The sequence below is a fragment of the Staphylococcus devriesei genome, assembly GCF_002902625.1.
GTDB classification, from domain to species: Bacteria; Bacillota; Bacilli; order Staphylococcales; family Staphylococcaceae; genus Staphylococcus; species Staphylococcus devriesei.
Window position 1 is genome coordinate 13,077 of sequence record NZ_PPRG01000010.1, and the last position, 18,877, is coordinate 31,953.

General features: G+C 32.8%; 19 protein-coding genes and 1 pseudogene. 7 read left to right on the forward strand and 13 right to left on the reverse strand.

The window, feature by feature from the left end:
• Positions 1 to 115 precede the first annotated feature (115 nt).
• The gene (locus CD147_RS01840) at positions 116 to 802 is read right to left on the reverse strand and encodes a ribose 5-phosphate isomerase A (protein ID WP_103165747.1); all 687 of its coding nucleotides are present in this window, start codon (positions 800 to 802) and stop codon (positions 116 to 118) included.
• A gap of 133 nt (positions 803 to 935) precedes the next feature.
• Between CD147_RS01840 and CD147_RS01845 the strand changes: the two genes are divergently transcribed.
• Complete coding sequence (locus CD147_RS01845; protein WP_103165748.1) at positions 936 to 1,592, forward strand: MOSC domain-containing protein; 657 nt, start codon at positions 936 to 938, stop codon at positions 1,590 to 1,592.
• 224 nt (positions 1,593 to 1,816) lie between these two features.
• On the opposite strand, the gene CD147_RS01850 is transcribed toward CD147_RS01845, so the two are convergent.
• The 4 genes from CD147_RS01850 to CD147_RS01865 all read right to left on the reverse strand — a co-directional run bounded on the left by CD147_RS01850 (position 1,817) and on the right by CD147_RS01865 (position 4,441).
• Positions 1,817 to 2,845: an aldose epimerase family protein gene (locus CD147_RS01850; RefSeq protein WP_103165749.1), complete on the reverse strand. Its 1,029-nt coding sequence runs from the start codon at positions 2,843 to 2,845 to the stop codon at positions 1,817 to 1,819.
• A 29-nt stretch (positions 2,846 to 2,874) separates the two neighbouring features.
• Positions 2,875 to 3,201 carry a YnfA family protein gene (locus CD147_RS01855; protein WP_103165750.1) on the reverse strand — a complete coding sequence of 109 codons (327 nt, stop codon included), beginning with the start codon at positions 3,199 to 3,201 and terminating at the stop codon, positions 2,875 to 2,877.
• Positions 3,202 to 3,401: 200 nt separating this feature from the next.
• Positions 3,402 to 4,148 carry a hypothetical protein gene (locus CD147_RS01860; protein ID WP_103165751.1) on the reverse strand — a complete coding sequence of 249 codons (747 nt, stop codon included), beginning with the start codon at positions 4,146 to 4,148 and terminating at the stop codon, positions 3,402 to 3,404.
• A gap of 98 nt (positions 4,149 to 4,246) precedes the next feature.
• Positions 4,247 to 4,441 carry a helix-turn-helix transcriptional regulator gene (locus CD147_RS01865; protein WP_103165752.1) on the reverse strand — a complete coding sequence of 65 codons (195 nt, stop codon included), beginning with the start codon at positions 4,439 to 4,441 and terminating at the stop codon, positions 4,247 to 4,249.
• A 209-nt stretch (positions 4,442 to 4,650) separates the two neighbouring features.
• On the opposite strand from CD147_RS01865, the gene CD147_RS01870 reads away from it, so the two are divergent.
• Positions 4,651 to 5,259, forward strand: a complete 609-nt coding sequence (locus CD147_RS01870; protein ID WP_103165753.1) for a DNA-3-methyladenine glycosylase — start codon at positions 4,651 to 4,653, stop codon at positions 5,257 to 5,259.
• A gap of 277 nt (positions 5,260 to 5,536) precedes the next feature.
• The gene (gene gltS / locus CD147_RS01875) at positions 5,537 to 6,748 is read left to right on the forward strand and encodes a sodium/glutamate symporter (RefSeq protein ID WP_103165754.1); all 1,212 of its coding nucleotides are present in this window, start codon (positions 5,537 to 5,539) and stop codon (positions 6,746 to 6,748) included.
• Between the two features lie 140 nt (positions 6,749 to 6,888).
• On the opposite strand, the gene fni is transcribed toward gltS, so the two are convergent.
• Entirely contained in the window at positions 6,889 to 7,938 is a 1,050-nt protein-coding gene (gene fni, locus CD147_RS01880) for a type 2 isopentenyl-diphosphate Delta-isomerase (RefSeq protein WP_103165755.1), read from the reverse strand.
• A 44-nt stretch (positions 7,939 to 7,982) separates the two neighbouring features.
• A pseudogene (corA, locus tag CD147_RS01885) lies at positions 7,983 to 8,950 on the reverse strand (magnesium/cobalt transporter CorA).
• A gap of 100 nt (positions 8,951 to 9,050) precedes the next feature.
• Between corA and CD147_RS01890 the strand changes: the two are divergent.
• Together CD147_RS01890 and CD147_RS01895 are read left to right on the forward strand one after the other, a co-directional pair.
• On the forward strand, positions 9,051 to 9,530 hold the full coding sequence (locus tag CD147_RS01890; RefSeq protein WP_103165756.1) for a thioesterase family protein: 480 nt from the start codon (positions 9,051 to 9,053) through the stop codon (positions 9,528 to 9,530).
• A 2-nt stretch (positions 9,531 to 9,532) separates the two neighbouring features.
• Positions 9,533 to 9,943 (forward strand): hypothetical protein, encoded by a 411-nt coding sequence (locus tag CD147_RS01895; protein WP_103165757.1) that lies wholly within the window; start codon positions 9,533 to 9,535, stop codon positions 9,941 to 9,943.
• Positions 9,944 to 10,012: 69 nt separating this feature from the next.
• Here CD147_RS01895 and CD147_RS01900 read toward each other — a convergent pair whose 3' ends face one another.
• Positions 10,013 to 10,915 (reverse strand): alpha/beta hydrolase fold domain-containing protein, encoded by a 903-nt coding sequence (locus CD147_RS01900; protein ID WP_103165758.1) that lies wholly within the window; start codon positions 10,913 to 10,915, stop codon positions 10,013 to 10,015.
• Between the two features lie 228 nt (positions 10,916 to 11,143).
• Here CD147_RS01900 and CD147_RS01905 point away from each other — a divergent pair, with 228 nt between their 5' ends.
• Complete coding sequence (locus CD147_RS01905) at positions 11,144 to 11,782, forward strand: hypothetical protein (RefSeq protein WP_103165759.1); 639 nt, start codon at positions 11,144 to 11,146, stop codon at positions 11,780 to 11,782.
• A gap of 143 nt (positions 11,783 to 11,925) precedes the next feature.
• Here the strand turns inward: CD147_RS01905 and CD147_RS01910 are convergent, their stop codons facing one another.
• On the reverse strand, positions 11,926 to 13,989 hold the full coding sequence (locus CD147_RS01910; protein WP_103165760.1) for a DHA2 family efflux MFS transporter permease subunit: 2,064 nt from the start codon (positions 13,987 to 13,989) through the stop codon (positions 11,926 to 11,928).
• A gap of 12 nt (positions 13,990 to 14,001) precedes the next feature.
• Positions 14,002 to 14,649 (reverse strand): HlyD family secretion protein, encoded by a 648-nt coding sequence (locus tag CD147_RS01915; RefSeq protein ID WP_103165761.1) that lies wholly within the window; start codon positions 14,647 to 14,649, stop codon positions 14,002 to 14,004.
• Positions 14,650 to 14,777: 128 nt separating this feature from the next.
• On the opposite strand from CD147_RS01915, the gene CD147_RS01920 reads away from it, so the two are divergent.
• Positions 14,778 to 15,329 carry a TetR/AcrR family transcriptional regulator gene (locus CD147_RS01920; protein WP_103165762.1) on the forward strand — a complete coding sequence of 184 codons (552 nt, stop codon included), beginning with the start codon at positions 14,778 to 14,780 and terminating at the stop codon, positions 15,327 to 15,329.
• 89 nt (positions 15,330 to 15,418) lie between these two features.
• Here the strand turns inward: CD147_RS01920 and CD147_RS01925 are convergent, their stop codons facing one another.
• The 3 genes from CD147_RS01925 to CD147_RS01935 form a co-directional block, all read right to left on the reverse strand.
• On the reverse strand, positions 15,419 to 16,630 hold the full coding sequence (locus CD147_RS01925) for a putative multidrug effflux MFS transporter TcaB (RefSeq protein ID WP_103165763.1): 1,212 nt from the start codon (positions 16,628 to 16,630) through the stop codon (positions 15,419 to 15,421).
• Positions 16,631 to 16,698: 68 nt separating this feature from the next.
• On the reverse strand, positions 16,699 to 18,075 hold the full coding sequence (locus CD147_RS01930; RefSeq protein ID WP_103165764.1) for a membrane-associated protein TcaA: 1,377 nt from the start codon (positions 18,073 to 18,075) through the stop codon (positions 16,699 to 16,701).
• 202 nt (positions 18,076 to 18,277) lie between these two features.
• Positions 18,278 to 18,736, reverse strand: a complete 459-nt coding sequence (locus CD147_RS01935) for a MarR family transcriptional regulator TcaR (protein ID WP_103165765.1) — start codon at positions 18,734 to 18,736, stop codon at positions 18,278 to 18,280.
• Positions 18,737 to 18,877 lie beyond the last annotated feature (141 nt).

An 18,877-nucleotide genomic window follows, 5' to 3' on the forward strand; every position in this document is an offset into this window, starting at 1 on the left:
AAATTAGGAACCACGGTATAAAACTTATCATATTAAGATTTATGCCCTGTCCTTATAGAAATATCCCAAAATGACGCGTTAAAGGTCTCGTCATTTTGGGATATTTATTTTAACCTTATTTATCGATTGTTCTAACACCTTGTTGTGTTCCAATAATAGCTTGTTTAGTAATATCTAAGAAATAGCCTGTTTCTAAAACTCCAGTAAGATGTATTAGAAATTCATGAAGGTTATAAGGGTCTAGTTGTTCATGTAACTTACAATCTAAAATATAATTTCCATTATCCGTAATAAATGGTACATCATCATTCATTCTACGTTCTGTTGAAATATTGAAGTTTGATTCAATATTTTTAGCGATATGTAGCCAATTAAATTTATCTACTTCCACTGGTAATTTAAAATTTTGTCCTAAATAGTCCACAAGTTTACTTTCATCAGCTAAAACAACAAATCGTGTGGCCATTTCATCGATGACTTTTTCTCTAAATAGAGCGCCGCCGCCACCTTTTATAAGATTTAGGTTAGGATCTACTTCATCCGCTCCATCTATTGCTAAATCTACATGGTCGACATCATTGATATCTACAACATGTATTTTTAACTGTTTAGCAATATAAGCACTTTTATTAGATGTACATACACCCGTAATATTTAAATCTTCAAGCTGAATACGTTCAGCAATTTTAGGAATAAGCAGTTCAATCGTACTTCCTGTGCCGATACCTATCACCATGTTGTTCTCTATTTGAGCAACAGCGTCATCTACTGTCATAAGTTTAAGTTCTTTCGAATCTTTCATGTTTACTGCGACCCCTTTTTATTTATACTTATCTCTTATTTTACATGACGAAAGTTAAAATACCTAGTTTCTATATGAATTTTATTTAATTATGTAGTAAACTTTTAATACTATAATATTAGGAGGTTAAACAATGATACCTATATATGCTATTTCTACGGGGAAGATTGAAAAATTAGACTATGGGCAAAAGCGCGAGATGCTTTCTGCCTTAAATAAAGTTCCTTTTTCAGGAAAAATGTGGTTATCAAACACGGGCTTTGTAGAAGATGAACAAGCATATAAAGATCATGGCGGCCTTCATAAAGCGCTGTGTAGTTTCAGTAAAGCGAACTATACTATGTATCAAGAAGATTTAGCTCATTTACCAGAGTATGCGATGTTTGGGGAAAATTTAACATTAGAAGACTTAGATGAATCTAGTGTTTATTATGGTAACCAATATCAGTTAGGCGAGGCAATAATTGAGGTTTCAGAAATGCGTGAACCGTGTTGGAAGATACAAACAAAATATGGTATTCCTGACTTAGTCAAGCGAATGAGCCGTTCAGGCAAGACAGGATTTTATTTTAGAGTCTTACAAGAAGGATATGTCAGCGCTAATGATAATCTCGAACTAATTCAAGAAGCTGAAGCCTCTACACGTCTGTCTGTTCAAGAATCAAACGATATTTACTATAATGATCGTAAGAACATCGAACGTTTAAATTATGCACTAAAAAATCCTTACTTATCTGAAAAACGTGTCGATAAGCTCCAAAAACTTAAAACTAATGCGTTAAAATTTTAAGTGACAGTATAAGTTGAGTCATGTTATAAATTACATTAGATTTCTGTTATGCCCCCTAGGTAAGGCGAGCCAAACAATACGAGGCATGGATAAAAAGAGAAGCGTAAAGATGATTAGCACTGCATCATCTCTACGCTATTATTTTAGGATTTATACGCTATTCTCGCGTTAGTATATAAATTGTTTAACTTTGGAAGTGTGGCTATGATGTCTTTAATATAACGTTAGATATCATTCTCACTTTCCTTTTCAGATATTTGATAAGTTGTTTTTGAATAAAATTCTTCATCAGCTTTTAAGATAGATCGTGCTTTATTATTATAAATATTAATATCATTCGGTAAACATTGCGTTTCCAAAGTTACGCCTGAATGCGCCTTATAAATATTAAAATCACTTTGCCACTTTGTCGTATCATTAAAAGTAAATATAACGACGTTAGGCATTGTCGTTTCTAAATGTAAGGCAAATTCGTTATTCTCCATCGTTAGCTCTTGATTCCCTATGTCAAATGGGTGATCTAAACCATTTAACGGTTCAATTTGTTGTTTAAGTTGCTCATTATCAGAATTAAAAATATCTTTAAAACATACGCTATCGCTATTCAATGTTTTCAATAAATCAATAGGTTGAGCATTGGCCACAAGATGTGTTTCATCTATTGGGTACATATTGAGCTTAGTACTCGTAATCTTATGGTTATCAATGACATTATTATCGCGATTTAAATTAAAGTACACATGATTCGTTGGGTTAAATACTGTGTCTTCAGTTGATTGTGCTTTATATTCAACTGTCCAACGATGTTCTACATCATATGTATGGATAACTTTTATCATCATGTCTCCCGGATAGCCATCCTCTTCAGACTTTAATTGAATGGTAAATGTAAGTTTGATGTTTGTAATATTATCTTGGATGTCATACTCAAACAATCTATTATCCAAACCATGACTGCCACCATGAAGCTGATGAGGGGTATCATTCGCTTCTAGTTTATAATCATGACCATTTAATTTAAATGTAGCATTCCCAATGCGTCCTGCGTAGCGACCGATTGTTGCACCAAAATGATATGGGTTAGAAGGATAAAATTCATCCGCTTCTACTTTATTTCCCAATATGATGTTATTATCATGATATTTCCATGATACAATTCGAGCGCCATAATTCGTGAATACAATATTTGTGTCGTTGTTGTCAATTTTAATTAAGTCAATACCATGTCTTTGCTTTTCTACTTCAACTATCATTACTTACGTCTCCCTCTTAACACGCTTAATCAGGTTCTGTTCGGTAAGATCATGACTAATACACCAATAATACAGATAAGTGCACCTAAGAGATCATACTTATCAGGTGCTTGTTTATCGACGACGTACGCCCATAATATACTCATGACTATAAAGACTCCGCCATATGCTGCGTAGACTCGACCGAATGTCGGAAATGACTGAAATGTTGCGATGATGCCATACATAATTAATACAGCCCCACCGATAAATCCTAACCAACTTGATTGTCCTTCCCTTAACCACAACCAAATTAGATAGCCACCACCAATCTCACAGAGACCTGCTAATAAAAAGATAAAGATTGAATAAAGCATTAAGATATCCTCCAACTTTTAGTTAAGTTAGCATTATTGTAACAACTCATAACTACCTTTATCTAATTAATTTTTTAAGCACTGACTTTTTCACATACATATTGTTACACTTTTTTTATTAATATTCCATAGATTTTATATAAATTAAAAAATGAAAACGCTATCTCTTAAAATTTTTAAAAGATAGCGTTTAATAATGCTCAATATTCTTTTAGTAAGGTCTTTAACTTCTTCGCGTTAGCCACATATATAACTAAAGTAATAACTAAAAAAGCCAATGTAATCATGCCGCCAATTGGTAATTGTTGCATCACTAATTCAACCACTAAATCTACAATAGTGATTATACTCAAACCGGCCATAATCCATTTAAAAACTGAAGCATAAGCTTTAGTAATCACCATCTTTTGTTGTTCATCGGCGTATCTGTAATTAGGGATTAGATTAACTATCCCTTTAGGATTGGCATCTCGCTCTTCAATACTTGGAAGAGGTGCGTCACTATATTTAATCCGTTTATCTTTAATAAAGATTAAGATAATGGCAAAAGCTGGAATGAAAATCATTGATGTAGGAGTAACCACCCACTCAAATTGGCCATGTTGATAGATCATAGGTGTAACAATATTTGTGATTACAATGATGTAGGTCATCCATATAAAGAAAAATATTATTCGTTTGATAATTGAGCGCCGATTAAGCGTTCTTTTATCCTTTTCATTATCAACATAAATAAATATGTTATCTGCTGTTTCAGAGCGAATCGTCAATTTACAAGCAATTATTATAATTAGTACGACACTCCCAATAAATAATGGCGATAAGAATTCATTTTGTATGTCGCTAAACATAGCAAAAAAAGTCATTGCACATAAAAAATTCAAACTTATAATTCCTAGTTCTGCTTTTAAAGTTTGAAACTGTTTATACAATAGCTCATCAGTCATTGATTTCGTGCCCCCTACTTTACTTTTGCAATTCAAAGTTGTGTATATGAAACTCAATTGATTAAACAAGTTTCTTAGGTTTATATGTTTAATAGTAGTTATCCGTCATCTTCCCAAAATAGATCATCTAGTGTTACGCCTAATGTTTTAGCAATGTTAATACATAATTTTAACGAAGGGTTATACTTATTATTTTCAATCATATTAATTGTCTGACGTGATACGCCAATTGCACGTGCAAGTTCTAGTTGCGAAATTTTCTTGACGCCACGATAAAATTTAACTCTGTTCACTTTCCCTCACTTCTCCCGTTTATTTAATTTTACAACTAAATCATAATATGAGTCAAATATATATGACATAGGCTTAAATAAAGTTCCTTATTTTATTTCTTCTTTAAATTCAACTATAATTGTTATAATAATATATTTTAATCATCACGCTCTAGTCATAACTACTTGATTTAGAGCGCTTTTTTATTTTCCAAGAAAGAAGGCAAAGAATGAATTTCATTTCACAACCAACTATTGAAACTGCTAAAGCATTACTCGGCGTGAAAGTTATCTATAAAGATGAATTTGAAACCTATACTGGATATATCGTTGAAACAGAAGCATATTTAGGCTTTAATGATCAAGCTGCCCATGGTTTTGGTGGCAAACAAACACCTAAGGTAACCTCCTTATATAAAAATGGTGGGACTATTTATGGTCATGTTATGCATACACACTTACTAATCAATTTCGTTACGCGTAGCGAGGGAGTGCCTGAAGGTGTACTAATACGTGCAATAGAACCCGAAGATGGTATTAACGCGATGCAACGCAATCGTAATAAGACAGGTTTCGAGATAACCAATGGACCTGGTAAATGGACGAAAGCCTTTAATATCCCTAGAGCAATTGATGGCTCGACGCTTAACGACTGTCGACTTTCTATTGATGAAAAAAATAGAAAATATCCTATCGAGATAGTTGAAAGTACACGAATTGGCATACCAAATAAGGGTGAATGGACAGCTAAACCATTACGCTATACTGTTAAAGGCAATCCTTATGTATCTCACATGCGTAAATCTGATTGCGTCCAACCCGGTGATACTTGGAAGTAACACTCTATCTCAAAAATTTAATATCTAAGAAAAGGTTTGAATCCTTATCTCTTAATGTTTAATCTAATCACAATTTAAGTTCCCATAAATTAATAATTTTTCGAATTAATAGTAAATGTGAAACTATCTAAATTCTTCTTTAGATTCCAAAAATATAATTGGCATAATAGAAATATATATTTTTTGTATGTATAATGTTATTTATGGAGTTTTATAGCGCTTTCAAAAAGTGATATAAAATCTAAGAAATTACGCGTAAATAAAGGGGGAATTAAAATTGGAATTGGATGCAGTGACCACACTATGTCTCGCTTGTCTTTTGTTTCTATTAGGCGAATTCATAGTCAATCATGTTTCATTCTTACAAAGAATATGTATCCCGCCTCCAGTTATCGGTGGTTTACTATTTGCTATATTAGTCGCGGTGTTAGATACATTTAATATTATTCAAATCAAACTAGATGCAAGTTTCATACAAGATTTTTTCATGATGGTCTTCTTTACAACAATTGGCTTAGGTGCTTCATTTAAATTATTTAAAATTGGCGGTAAAGTCTTAATGCTATATTTTATATGTTGTGCTGTTTTAGCTATTTGCCAAAATTTCATCGGAGTATCATTAGCTAAACTATTACATATCAAACCATTATTAGGTTTAACAGCGGGTTCAATGTCAATGGAAGGTGGCCATGGTAATGCTGCCGCTTATGGTAAAACACTTGAACAAAGTTTCAATATTGATTCAGCTATCACAGCTGCTCTAGCTGCAGCAACTTTAGGTCTAGTGTTTGGCGGATTAATTGGTGGTCCATTAGTTAAAGTATTAATTAAACGCTATAATCTCAAACCAGAAAATAGTGATGATTCATTTAAAGACTATAGTAAGGTAGAAGAAAATAAAGCTTTATATCAAAAATATAAACCAACTAAAGTCTTCTTTATTCAGTTAACAATCATAGCTTTCTGTATGGCCGTGGGGACCTTTATAGGTGATCAATTCTCAAATTTAACAGGCCAAAGTTTACCAATGTATGTTGGTTCAATGTTTGTAGCCGTAGCAATACGTAATATATCAGAGTATGCAAATTGGCAAATTATCGATTTGAAACTTAATGATCAAATTGGCGATGTGGCTTTAGGTCTCTTCTTATCCTTAGCCCTGATGAGTATTCAACTTACGCAAGTCTATTCACTTGCCTTACCATTAGTTGCGATTGTCTTAGTACAAGTTATCTTTATCTCACTATTCGCGTTCTTTATTTTATTTAGAGTGCTTGGTAAGGATTATGATGCTGCCGTAATGGCCGGCGGTTTCATTGGTCATGGATTAGGCGCTACACCAAATGCTATGGCTAATTTAGATGTCATTACAAGCAAATATGGAAGTTCACCTAAAGCGTATTTAGTCGTCCCTATCGTCGGTGCTTTCTTAATTGACTTAGCAGGGGTCCCAATTGTTATGGGCTTTATGAACATCTTTGGTATGTAATGACATACTCGCTAATATAAGTATAAAAAAGACTGGGAGCGGTCCAAACTGCTCTCAGTCTTTCATTTATGGCTAGTTAATCTTAGCAAGATAAAATAATAAAGCCTTTAAATCTACGTAAAACTTCGTATTATTCTACACTAACCTCTATGGATATCTAACCCTCGTTGCTCAATCCATGATAATAATTTATGGTCAAATACAAGTTTACTTTGTTTTAGTTCATTAATGTCTTTCGCATCTACCATAGTCATAATTGATTTTATATGTTCAATAAAGTCTTCTACATATTCGATTGTTTTAGTAATGCCACCATTTTCAACTTGGTTTAAAAATGGACGTGACATACCTACTGCTTTTGCACCTAGGGCTAAGCTTTTCACTACATCTAATGGAGTGCGTACACCACCACTTGCTAAAACATTCAGCGAATCTTGGTAAGCCGTGCTTTCGAGTAATGATTCTACAGTAGACTGACCCCAATTAGCTAAATAATCCATATCTTTATTGGAGCGACGTTCATTTTCGATCGTAACGAAATTCGTACCGCCTCTTCCGCTCACGTCTACGTATGTAACACCTACATCGATTAAATCTTTATAAAGTTCTTTACTCATGCCAAAGCCAACTTCTTTAATAATCACAGGAACGTCTACACGCTGAACAATAGCTGCTACATTATCTAACCATGTAGAGAACTCACGGTTACCTTCAGGCATAACGAGTTCTTGTGGCGCATTAACATGAATTTGTAACGCTTGAGCATCTAATAAACTCACCGCTTCAATCGCTTTATCTACTGGAACATCCGCCCCTACATTACTAAAGATTATACCTTCTGGGTTCGTTTCACGAGCAATACTAAACGATTCAGCCATTTTAGGATTTCTAAGCGCAGCATGTGTTGAACCTACTGCCATCGCTAAACCTGTTTCGCGTGCTACTACTGCAAGCTTCTCATTAATTTGCTTAGTCCACTCACTACCACCTGTCATGGCATTAATATATAATGGATACTTCATGTCGAAATTTGTAGTGTTACTTGTTAAGTCAACTTGGTCAACATTTATATTAGGAATAGAATGATGCACAAACCTTACACGGTCAAAATCGGATTGAGGGGCATCATGTTGTGCCATAGCTATTTCAACATGTTCATTTTTCCTCTGTTCTCTTTGAAAATCACTCATACACGTACCTACCTTTGCTTAGTTTAAATTCATAACTATTTATATTAAAACCATTTTTTTCGTTTGAAAAAGATAATCAAAGCAATCGCAATCACTAACATTATTAGCATACATATTGGATAACTATATTGCCACTTTAATTCTGGCGTATATTCAAAGTTCATACCATATACTCCGGCAATAAATGTTAATGGCGAGAAAATAACGGATACAAGCGTGAGTACTTGCATAATACTATTCATTCTAAAGGAAGAATAAGATTCGAAATTCTCTCTAATCTCATTAGCCATTCTTGAGATGTACGAATAATATTGTTTTGCTTAATCAAATGGTCATCAATATGTTGAATATACATGGAATGTTTACTATCGACAATTAAATTATCTTCAGTTTTAATGGTATTTACTAATTCTTGCATAGGGAATAATACCCTTTTGATTTTAATTAAATCTGAACGTATTTGGAAAACATTGTCCATTACCTTTTTACTCTGCGTATCATCGACATGAGCTGCCTCAAAATTATAGGTCTTTTCTTCAATGGTATAGACAAAATCGAAGTATTTATCCACCATCATATCTAAAATATGAATCACAATATCGGCACAATCTAAATCAGGATCGTGATGTTTTGAATTCATCTTCGCTACTTCATTTAAAGATTCGAAATGATTTTGATGATATGTAACAAGAACTTTTTCATTCACAAAGACATTTAACGCGATAGGCGAAAAATCATCTTTATACATACTATGAAAGACAAGATATTGATAAGTTTTGTAAGCTTTATATTTAACTCGTGGAACACCAGTAATGGCATCTTCTAACTCTAAGTAATTGAAATTAAAATTATTAGTTAAATAGTTATTTTCTTCTTCAGACACATCTTCAAAATCAAACCATACGATAGTGGCATCGTCAGGTATGTTTTTTACTGTATCAACTTGAGTTAGTGATTGACTAGTAGTTTGATATCGAATTGTCATTGTCATTTCTAAGGTTACCTCCTGCATCACTATACGTCTTACATTCTATCATGAATTAAATATTGTGTAAGCGATATTTTTATTTAGTAAAATAAACATATAACGATTATTAAGCGAGGTAATTATTATGAATCATGTATTTACTATTAATAAAAGAGTTGAAGCATCCCAAATTGATCATAATCACCATATGCATGATGCTAAATACAATGATGTATTTAGTGAAGCGATTAGCGATTTCAACTACAATCACGGACTATCGCTAGAAGAAAGAGAACGATATAATTATACAACCTTTTCATTAGAAGAACATACTACTTACTTATCCGAGCTATCTTTAAATACACCCTATCGCATTGAAGTTAGAATTTACGATTATGATGAGAAACGTGTCCATTTCTTTTTAATGCTTTACAAGGACAATGATATGCTAGCTGCCACAAATGAAGTTATGATGATGGGAATAGATACAGGCAGTCGCCGTGCAGCCCCTTTTCCTAAAAAGTATAAAGAGCAAATAGAAAGTTATTATAAAGCACAAGGCGATGTAGAGTGGCCTAAACAATTAGGTCATCAAATAGGTATTCCGACAAAGGAGAATAAATAGCTATGTCATATACACTAAAAGACGAGATATTGAATAAGATATATGATTTAAATGATGAATTAAAAGTAAATCTAATTGAAATAAATTCTACGAAACAATTATATATAAATGGTCCAAGCCAGGAATTATTAAAAAGAGCGTTTAATATTAGTTATTATCAGGGACAAAAGCAGGCCATTGAAGCGGTACAAAAGATGGTAGAAGAAACGAATGAGGAATCAACCCTTATAAACGAACTAAAAGTGTATTATACAAATTTAAGTGATAGCCAATTAAATTTAATGGGCGTATTAAAACATTTAAATAACGTACAATTCAACATCGAGAAATCATTAGATGAGTATTATCATTATTTAGGACAAGAAAATATTATTACTCAAATTAATCATGTAGCCACAGATTTTAAAAGCTGAATATAAGTGAAGATCCAATTGAAGTGTTTAATTTTCAATTGGATCTTTATAATTAAAACTCACGCACTTTTATTCATTATCAATCGTCTTTGTAATTTGTTTAATTACTTTATGAGACTCATGTATAGGAAACAACGCGAAGTCATGGAACATTTTAGGGTATTCGAAAAATTGAACTGGTTGATTTACTTCTTCAAGTAAATACGCTAAACGTTGCATATCAGGATAGTAAATTTCTTTTCCAGCACCAAACATAACTATCGGTGGTAATCCATTTAACGAACCATAAATTGGCGAGATAAGCGGGTTTGCTAGCGCATCTCCCTCACTCCATTGATTTAAAATACGTTGTAGGCCTTCAATATTTACGAAACGATCTTTATTGACTAAGTCTTCAGTAATTTGATGGTTCGTCATCGTCGCATCTAACATTGGAGAAATGAGATATACTCTATTAGGAAGTGCTCGTTCTTGTTCTAAAAGACGTTGCACGTAACTAAGTGCTAACGCTCCTCCCGTGCCGTCACCCATAATAACAATATGTTTGGGGTCAACCTCTTCTAAAAGTGACTCATACACGTCATCGATAGCTTTAAACGTATCATTAATATGATATTCAGGCGTCTTAGGATAAATAGGTAAGACCACTTCATATAGTGTATTTAGCGCAAGTTTATCCATAAATCTCCAGTGAAATGGAGAAGGTTGTAAGGTATTATAACCACCGTGAATATACAATATTTTCTTCTTCGTTTCATGTCGGAAGTTAAATCGAAATACTTGCATATCACCTAAAGATAATTTATCTAAGTTTGCTTTTACATTTAGAGTTGAGGGTTGTTTATGTTTCGCTCTATTAATATCCTTACGTTTACTCATAAATGCGTCAAAATCATCTTGATTTTTAAACAAAATTGAGCGATTATGCAGTAAATATTTATTTATGATTCTATTTACCATACGTGATCTCATATATTATCTAACCTACCTTATACTTATTATTGATAAATGTTTAAAACGTCATTACATGGTGTTTAAAAAGCGATATAATAAAGAAGATGTGCTTTAAGTTAGGGATTGAGATACTCATCATTGATGTGACATGAAATCAGTTGATATATTCTCAATCTCAACATATTAAATCTAGTATAAATTAGTCAATCTTAGAAAACAAATGAATGATGACAAAGGAGTTACAAAATGCCAGATATTAAAAAAAATCATTACGATGAGAAGAGTGATATTTACAACAACCATTTCATTCGTTCTCAACGTAAAGTGAAGAAAAAAAGATCATGGATTAGTTTGATAATTCAATTTATTGTTTTAATACTCATAGGTATTACGGGCTATAGTATGTATAAACAACCTATATTTAATCTTGTATTTGCCGACCAACCGGTTAACTATGAACAAATAAAAACACTTCAAGATACAGTCACTCAAATTGGTGCGTTAAATATTAATTTAAGCCAATTAGCTAATTTTGAAGATATTACTAATCGCCTTGTTCTAATTTTTAATGTTTACTTTATGCTTGTCATTTTAAGTATGATTATCGCAATCATCACGATTATATTTAACCGTACATTACTAAAGATACTCAACTTTATTGTGATTACTATACTACTTGTAATGTCACTTTACTTTAGCTATGCTATTCAGATGATTGGGCAACGAATTGCCGATAAATTACAAAGCTATGCTTTAAATATTAATGCTAATCAAATTATTGTGGAAGCAGATGCCATTCATAATGCTTTGATTTTATTAGTGAGTAGCCTCGCTTTATTAATTATTAGTCTTTTCTTTAGAAACCGTTATCCACGCTTACGTTAAATATATTGAAATGGGAACTTGTCTACAAAATCTTTAGTAATTCTAAGATTTTGTTGATAAGTTCTCTTTTTAATAAAAAAAGTATCGATAACCCTCCAACAGGTGTACCGATACTTTAAAAATCATGTCCCCACAACACAATTTTATTTAAATTTACTTCCTTCAGCGTGCATCATTCTATCATGCTCAGCGTCAGCGCCTTTTTTACCTTTTAAGAATAAACTTAAAATTAACGCTAATACAGCTAAACCAGTTGCAATCCAGAACGCATCATTAATACCTTGAATTGTTGCTAATTGATTAACATATTTCATGATAACTTGTAACGCTCCAGATTGACCACCGTATTCTGCTGCCATCTGACGTACACTATCTTGAATAACTGGATTCGTTTTATCTAAATCACTCGCGAATGCAGCGACATGGTTAGTTGTTTGTGTAGTCATAACAGTAACAAGAATAGCTGTACCAATTGAACCAGCTAATTGTCTCATCGTATTTAAGAATGCATTACCATGAGAAATTAAGCGTGGTGGTAAAGCATTGATAGCTGCTGTCATTAAAGGCATCATTACGAATGCCATACCGAATGAACGAACTACGTAAATTCCCATAATATGGAAATAAGGTGTATCCATATTTAATTTCGTAAGTTCCCAAGTTCCGTAAGCCATTATTGCTATACCAAATAAAGCTAATGGTTTCAAACCGATTGTATCTAGTAATTTACCAGTAATTGGGCCTAGAACACCCATCACTAATGAACCAGGTAATAATAGTAAACCTGAATCAAGAGCAGAGAAACCTCGTAGGTTTTGTAAGTAGATTGGTAGTAAAATCATACCACCAAATAAACTCATCATTACAACCATGTTAATAATCGTTGTAAGCGTGAATGTTGAAGATTTTAATACTTCAAGATTCAACATTGGAGCTCTCATCGTCAATTCACGAATAACGAATGCTGCAATGAATACTACCCCAATAATAAACATTGTAACAATTTCAAATGAGCCCCAACCTTTATTACCAGCTTCACTGAAGCCGTATAATAAAGCACCGAAGCCGATTGTACTATAAACAATACCTTGATAATCGGCTTTAGGGTTTGTAGTTTTTTGGTAAAGTCTGAACCAGAAATTACCAAAGATAATTGCTACTACACCTAATGCGAACATACCATAGAACATAACGTTCCAGTGGTAGTTTTGAACAATGTAACCTGAAAGTGTAGGGCCAATCGCTGGTGCTAGGATCATGGCGATACCCATTGTACCCATAGCTACCCCACGTTTTTCAGGTGGGAAAATAGTAACGATTACATTAGAACCTAATGGCATTAACACACCGGCACCAATTGCTTGTAGTACACGTCCGCCCATCATCATAGGGAAGTTAGTTGAAATCGCACATACAAGTGAACCGATTGTGAATAATACCAACGCTATAATAAATAATCTACGATAAGAATATTTATTGAATAAGAAAGCACTAATTGGAATCAAGATACCATTCACTAACATGAATCCTGTCATCAACCATTGTCCAGTTGATGCAGAGATATTAAACTCGGTATTAATCTTAGGTAATGCTACGTTAAGTAATGTTTGGTTTAAGATGGCAATAAACATACCAAACAGCATCGCCGTTAAAATTTTACCTCTTGTAATATTTTTGCCGAATACGAAATCTGATTCTTGCTTTTTGATACGTTCATTTACGCGTCCTTCTTGAGAATCAGGATTAATCGGTTCATAAATTGAATTTTTAGGGAGATGTTGGTTATTAACATCTCTGTCATCCTTATTATCTTCACTTGCATCATCTGTATGATATAAAGGCTGTGATGCTTGTTTTTGTTCAGGATGCATATTTTCTATTGAACTGGCTTGTTGATCTTGTTCACTTTCAAAACGATTTTTTCTTTTATCATTATCAAAGCGATGTGCATTATCTTCATCATCTAAGTGACGAGAGGCTTCTTCGTCACGATGAGAAGAAGTTCTTTCATTCGAGATATTTTCTCGTTCTAAGTCACTTATTTTAAATTTAGATGGATTACTTTGACTTTTAGATTCTTCATTTACATGTTGTCCCTTAGTTTGGTTCTTAGACGACTTCTTGCGAGATTTCAATACAAGAAGGTTAATTAAACCAACTAAAATGACCGCTACAACTATATATCCAATAATGAAGGTCGTTGTCATACTATGACCTCCTTAATCTTTATGAATTTTAACTTCAGCGTTCATTCCAGGAACAACGTTTTTAGATGGTGTAGAATCTAAAGAAATTTTAACAGGTACTACTTGAGATACTTTAGTATAGTTACCGTCAGTGTTAGATGAAGGCATTAATGAGAAGCTTGCTGCAGTAGCTTGGCCTACTTCTTCAACTTTACCATCAACGTCAGAATCTTGACCGTCGATTGATACATCAACTTTGTCGCCTTTTTCTACACTGCTAACATCTTTTTCATCAATATTTGCTGTAATATATAAATCATCTAAATTGTAAGCATAAGCAATTGGTGAGCCAGCTTGAGCAACTGAACCTTCCATACCGTCAGTTTTAACGATTGTACCGTTTTGAGGCATTTTGATTTCCATATCTTGTGATTCACCGCTTTGGCTTTGACCACTTACCTCAGCAACTTTGTCGCCTTTTTTCATTTTGTCGCCTTGTTTAGCGTCAAAAGATTTAATTTGCCCTGATGCAGGACTTGAAATTTTAATTTGATTACCATCAACTTTTGCGTTATCAGTTGTTATATAGCTTGTCGCATTATGATATAACATAAAGCCTACAATACCAACAACAACTAAAAAGATAATTGTTATGATATTAATTAACACCATTTTCTTCATTGAACATTTCCTCCTATTTGCTTTTCAAAATCACTTTTAATATTATAGACGTATGCGATTAAAAAAAATACCAACAATTAATATAAAATTGTTGGCAAATTGAAGATACGAATAAAATAGGTGACGTTATGAAACAAAAAGCAAAATACAGAATCATTAAAAGCTTAATTGATTTATTAGAAGAATATCCATTTGAAAGTATCTCTATTAAAATGATTTGTGCAAATAGTAATGTAAATCGGTCAACCTTTTATGACAATTATCAAGATAAATATGATTTATTGGCTAAACTACAAAATTACCATCTAACTAAGTATGAGAACTTACTTAAGGCTTTTTCATGGAATTTCGAGAGTATTAAGAAAAATCCAGACAAAGTTTATCAATTCTTTAGAATTATATTAAAATATATTTATCGGAAACAAGCCTTTTATCACGCAATCTTTATCACTCACCCTAATAAAGATCTTGTACATGAATATTTAAATATCACGAGAAGTTATTATAATAAGGTCTTAGGAGAGAATAAAACTACAATTAACAATACATCTTTTTTCATTACCTATACAATGAGTGGACAAGTTGGCGTTATTCTAACTTGGTTAAGAGATGGTTGTAAAGAAAGTCCGGAAGAAGTGGCTAATATATTATTAGCGAACACTATCAAAGTACAAAGATAATAGAAGAGATTATAGTAAAAAGCGAGGCTGTGCCATTAATATAATAATGGTCCAGCCTCTAGTTTTTTACCCCGCTCCCTAGATTTCTGTCACGCTCTCTTTTTTGTTTTAAATACACTAATATTTAAAATTTGTAAGATGATTAATAAGATAGCCGTGATACTAATTATAATGATATAAGGCGAACTATCATATTCCCCTTTTAAATTAACGAGAGGAGTCACCACGCCTCCTAGAAGAGATTGTAATAGACCTAATAAACTTGATGCACTACCACTTCCAGTCGTACGTTCCTCCATAGCAATCGAGAATCCCAATGTAGCTACACCCGTAACCGGAGCCACTAAAATAATAAAACCAATTACTAAGAAAGCAAAATGCCAGTGATTTAGTAAAGTTAACGCAACTACAATTACACCTACAATTTGAACCATCGTTAAAGCGCGTAATAATAATTGCGGATGATAATAATCAACCAATTTTCCAGTCAGTTGACTTGAAATGATGAGCGTAATGCCAATTCCAGCAAACATCCAACTAAAGTGGAGTGGAGACACACCGTAAATTTTCTGAACTAAGAATGGTGAAGCTGAAATATAACTAAATAGCATTATAAAAGTGACACCCTGAATTAACATCGGTAAGACAAAGCGTGGTGTTGTTAATAAACTTTTAAAGTTTTTGAAAATGACTCCTATACCACTAGAGTCACGCTGTTCAACCGCAAGTGATTCTGGTACTTTAAATAACGAACCAACTACCATTAATACACCGAAAATGGTCAAGATAATAAAGACCATTCGCCATACACTGACACTCAATATGAGACCACCTAATGCCGGTGCGATAACAGGAGCTACCCCATTTACAAGCATGAGTAATGCTAAAAACTTAGTCAATTCATTGCCATGATACATATCGCTAGCAACCGCTCTTGAAATAACAGCTGCCGCGCCGCCAGTAAATCCTTGTACAAATCTTAAAAAGACCATCAACCAAATATGATGTACGAAGACGATGCCTAAACTGGCTAATGTAAAAATAACTAACGCAATAATCAGTGGTCTCTTACGTCCTACACTATCTGAAATAGGACCTACGAATAAATTTCCTAAACCAAGACCAATCATAAATAGCGATAAAGTTAATTGTGCATTTGCCGTCGTTGTGCTGAAATCATTTTTAATTTCAGGTAGACCTGGTAAAAACATATCTATAGACAATGCACCTATAGCGGTTAATGCACCTAAGATTACAACAAATAATAACGAGTTTTTATTATTTTTCTGCTCTATATTCATTTAAATTTCACCCTTTTATCTATATAAAAGAGTGGGAGGGGCCCACGTTAGAGCCACTTCTCCCACTCCTAATTTGAATTAACTAATTGAAGTTCTCCGTTATCACTATCTTCCGTCAATTCATAGGTAGTATTTTCTAGTTGACCATATTCATTCGTTTCTTGTACTTCAGCCTTAATTTTATCTCCTTTTTGAGAAGCGTTTAGGATTTGAGGATTAGATAATTCCTTAGAATAGTTTAATTCATTTTTGAGTCCTTTATAAATCTTTGAATCTTCTTTTAAGAATGTATTCACTAAACTGAAGTTGCCTTGAGTAATAGCTGAGTTTAACGATAAAGCATAGTTACTAAAAAAGTTACTCAACTTAGTTTTTAGACTATTCTCTTCTTTTTCTTTCTCAATAATATAATCATTAATTGCTTCATCATCAAATTCTAAGATAGCGCTATTAATATTACCCAAATCTCTTGCTTTCATAGTTTTACTTTCAGATTTAAATGTTTTACCTTTTACTTTTCCTGTAGCAGAAACCGTTATATCTTTATTTTGAGGATATGGACCATACTCTCTTGAAGTTGAATAATCCATTTCTTTATCATTTATTTTAACTTTGAGCGAATCTTCATCTAGATCGCTTTTACCTTTTAATTTCACTGTCAATAATGCTTCATTAAAGTTCTCATTAACTTCAACGGTATCACTTTTCCCATATCTAAAATCAAATTTCAATTGGCCAGTAAATTGACCATATTCTGTTTCTTTTCTAGCATCAATAGAATAAATACCTGGGATAAATTTACCAATAGACGTTGTTTTATTTCCTTCTGCACCAACTGTTTTATCTTTTCCGCCATCTCTAAATTCATATTTAGTATCTAGTTTAGGTTTTACAATCGCTTCTTTAGTTGGCGCAGTATAATTCATATTATCGAAAATGAATAATCGAGTGCCATTTTTACTTACTCTTAAGTAATTGTTACCCGCCCGCGTTTTTAAATATGTAGCTTCCTTAGCTTCACTTTTATTAAGCTTTTCAACTGTTTGTCGAATGTCACGTACAAACTTCTTCATTCCTACTTCACTCTTAATATAATTTATGTACACATTCGCCTCTTCCGAATCGATATGTGTCGCTTTAGTACTCATGAGTGTAGCTACTTTTTGTGAGTCATTATTATCTATCGCATTGACGAGAATTTTTGTTTGCGCTTCTGGAGAATTGTAATTTCTTACTAGTACAAAGACTATAACCAATAAAATAATAATAAAACCAACAATAGCCCAAGGAATAAACTTTCTGATTTTTATATTAGATTGATTTGTTTGAGGGGGAGTATGTTGTTTCATTTGAACATTTTTAGCTTTAAAGCTTTTCCCACAATCTGAACATTTATTTGCCTTATCGTCGTCAGTTTTTTCTCCGCAATTTGGACAGAACTTCATTGAATCACCAACTTCCCCTACCTGAGGTTTAAATTATCTATTCTCGAACTAATAGATTCCAATTTTTAATATGTATTCTATTATATAATATTCATTCCTTATAGTTCTATTAATTTAAATAATTTTATGTTTATTTCTGGTTTTAATTATACTCTATTCTTGGAAAATGGTTTTATATATCAATGATTTTATATATTAATTTTTAAATATTTGCATTAAATTTCTTTACTCTCTCATCTATAATGTAGAGAATACTTAAAGCTTGCTCAATATCTTTAGTCGATAAATCACCGACAATATCGCTAACGATAGAACTCACTATTTCTTTATTTTCTTCTGTATACTGGCGTCCTTTATCTGTTAAGGTCACGTACCTCAAACGTTGATCGATGTCGTTACCAGATTTGTATAATTCCACAAAACCTCCATCAATCAATTTTTTAATTCGACGGCTCACTGCTGCTTTATTAACGCCTTGTTTCTCGGTGATTTCAGTTATCGATAGCGTATGATGATTGCTTAACAGACGCAAGACATTCGACTGTTCCATCGAGATACCATATTTACTCTGTTGATCTTTAAGTAATTTAGCGGTTAAAGTATTTGTATCATCGATAAAACGTTTCATAAATTCAATATGATTTTTTGAAATTCTACTCATTACGTAACTCCTCGGCTCTTTTCACTAAAATATCTTTCTTATATTCTGTTAAATAATAACAATAAACCTTCCTATTGAAAACCATTATATAGAGTTAATAGTTGCTAAAATGTGACGCTTTCCATTACATTTAAAGATATC

Coding starts and splice junctions, on each gene's coding strand:
- CD147_RS01840 (WP_103165747.1), bottom strand. CDS start 802: ATGAAAGATTCGAAAGAACTTAAACTTATGACAGTAGATGACGCTGTT.
- CD147_RS01845 (WP_103165748.1), top strand. CDS start 936: ATGATACCTATATATGCTATTTCTACGGGGAAGATTGAAAAATTAGAC.
- CD147_RS01850 (WP_103165749.1), bottom strand. CDS start 2,845: ATGATAGTTGAAGTAGAAAAGCAAAGACATGGTATTGACTTAATTAAA.
- CD147_RS01855 (WP_103165750.1), bottom strand. CDS start 3,201: ATGCTTTATTCAATCTTTATCTTTTTATTAGCAGGTCTCTGTGAGATT.
- CD147_RS01860 (WP_103165751.1), bottom strand. CDS start 4,148: ATGACTGATGAGCTATTGTATAAACAGTTTCAAACTTTAAAAGCAGAA.
- CD147_RS01870 (WP_103165753.1), top strand. CDS start 4,651: ATGAATTTCATTTCACAACCAACTATTGAAACTGCTAAAGCATTACTC.
- fni (WP_103165755.1), bottom strand. CDS start 7,938: ATGAGTGATTTTCAAAGAGAACAGAGGAAAAATGAACATGTTGAAATA.
- CD147_RS01890 (WP_103165756.1), top strand. CDS start 9,051: ATGAATCATGTATTTACTATTAATAAAAGAGTTGAAGCATCCCAAATT.
- CD147_RS01895 (WP_103165757.1), top strand. CDS start 9,533: ATGTCATATACACTAAAAGACGAGATATTGAATAAGATATATGATTTA.
- CD147_RS01900 (WP_103165758.1), bottom strand. CDS start 10,915: ATGAGATCACGTATGGTAAATAGAATCATAAATAAATATTTACTGCAT.
- CD147_RS01905 (WP_103165759.1), top strand. CDS start 11,144: ATGCCAGATATTAAAAAAAATCATTACGATGAGAAGAGTGATATTTAC.
- CD147_RS01910 (WP_103165760.1), bottom strand. CDS start 13,989: ATGACAACGACCTTCATTATTGGATATATAGTTGTAGCGGTCATTTTA.
- CD147_RS01915 (WP_103165761.1), bottom strand. CDS start 14,649: ATGAAGAAAATGGTGTTAATTAATATCATAACAATTATCTTTTTAGTT.
- CD147_RS01920 (WP_103165762.1), top strand. CDS start 14,778: ATGAAACAAAAAGCAAAATACAGAATCATTAAAAGCTTAATTGATTTA.
- CD147_RS01925 (WP_103165763.1), bottom strand. CDS start 16,630: ATGAATATAGAGCAGAAAAATAATAAAAACTCGTTATTATTTGTTGTA.
- CD147_RS01930 (WP_103165764.1), bottom strand. CDS start 18,075: ATGAAGTTCTGTCCAAATTGCGGAGAAAAAACTGACGACGATAAGGCA.
- CD147_RS01935 (WP_103165765.1), bottom strand. CDS start 18,736: ATGAGTAGAATTTCAAAAAATCATATTGAATTTATGAAACGTTTTATC.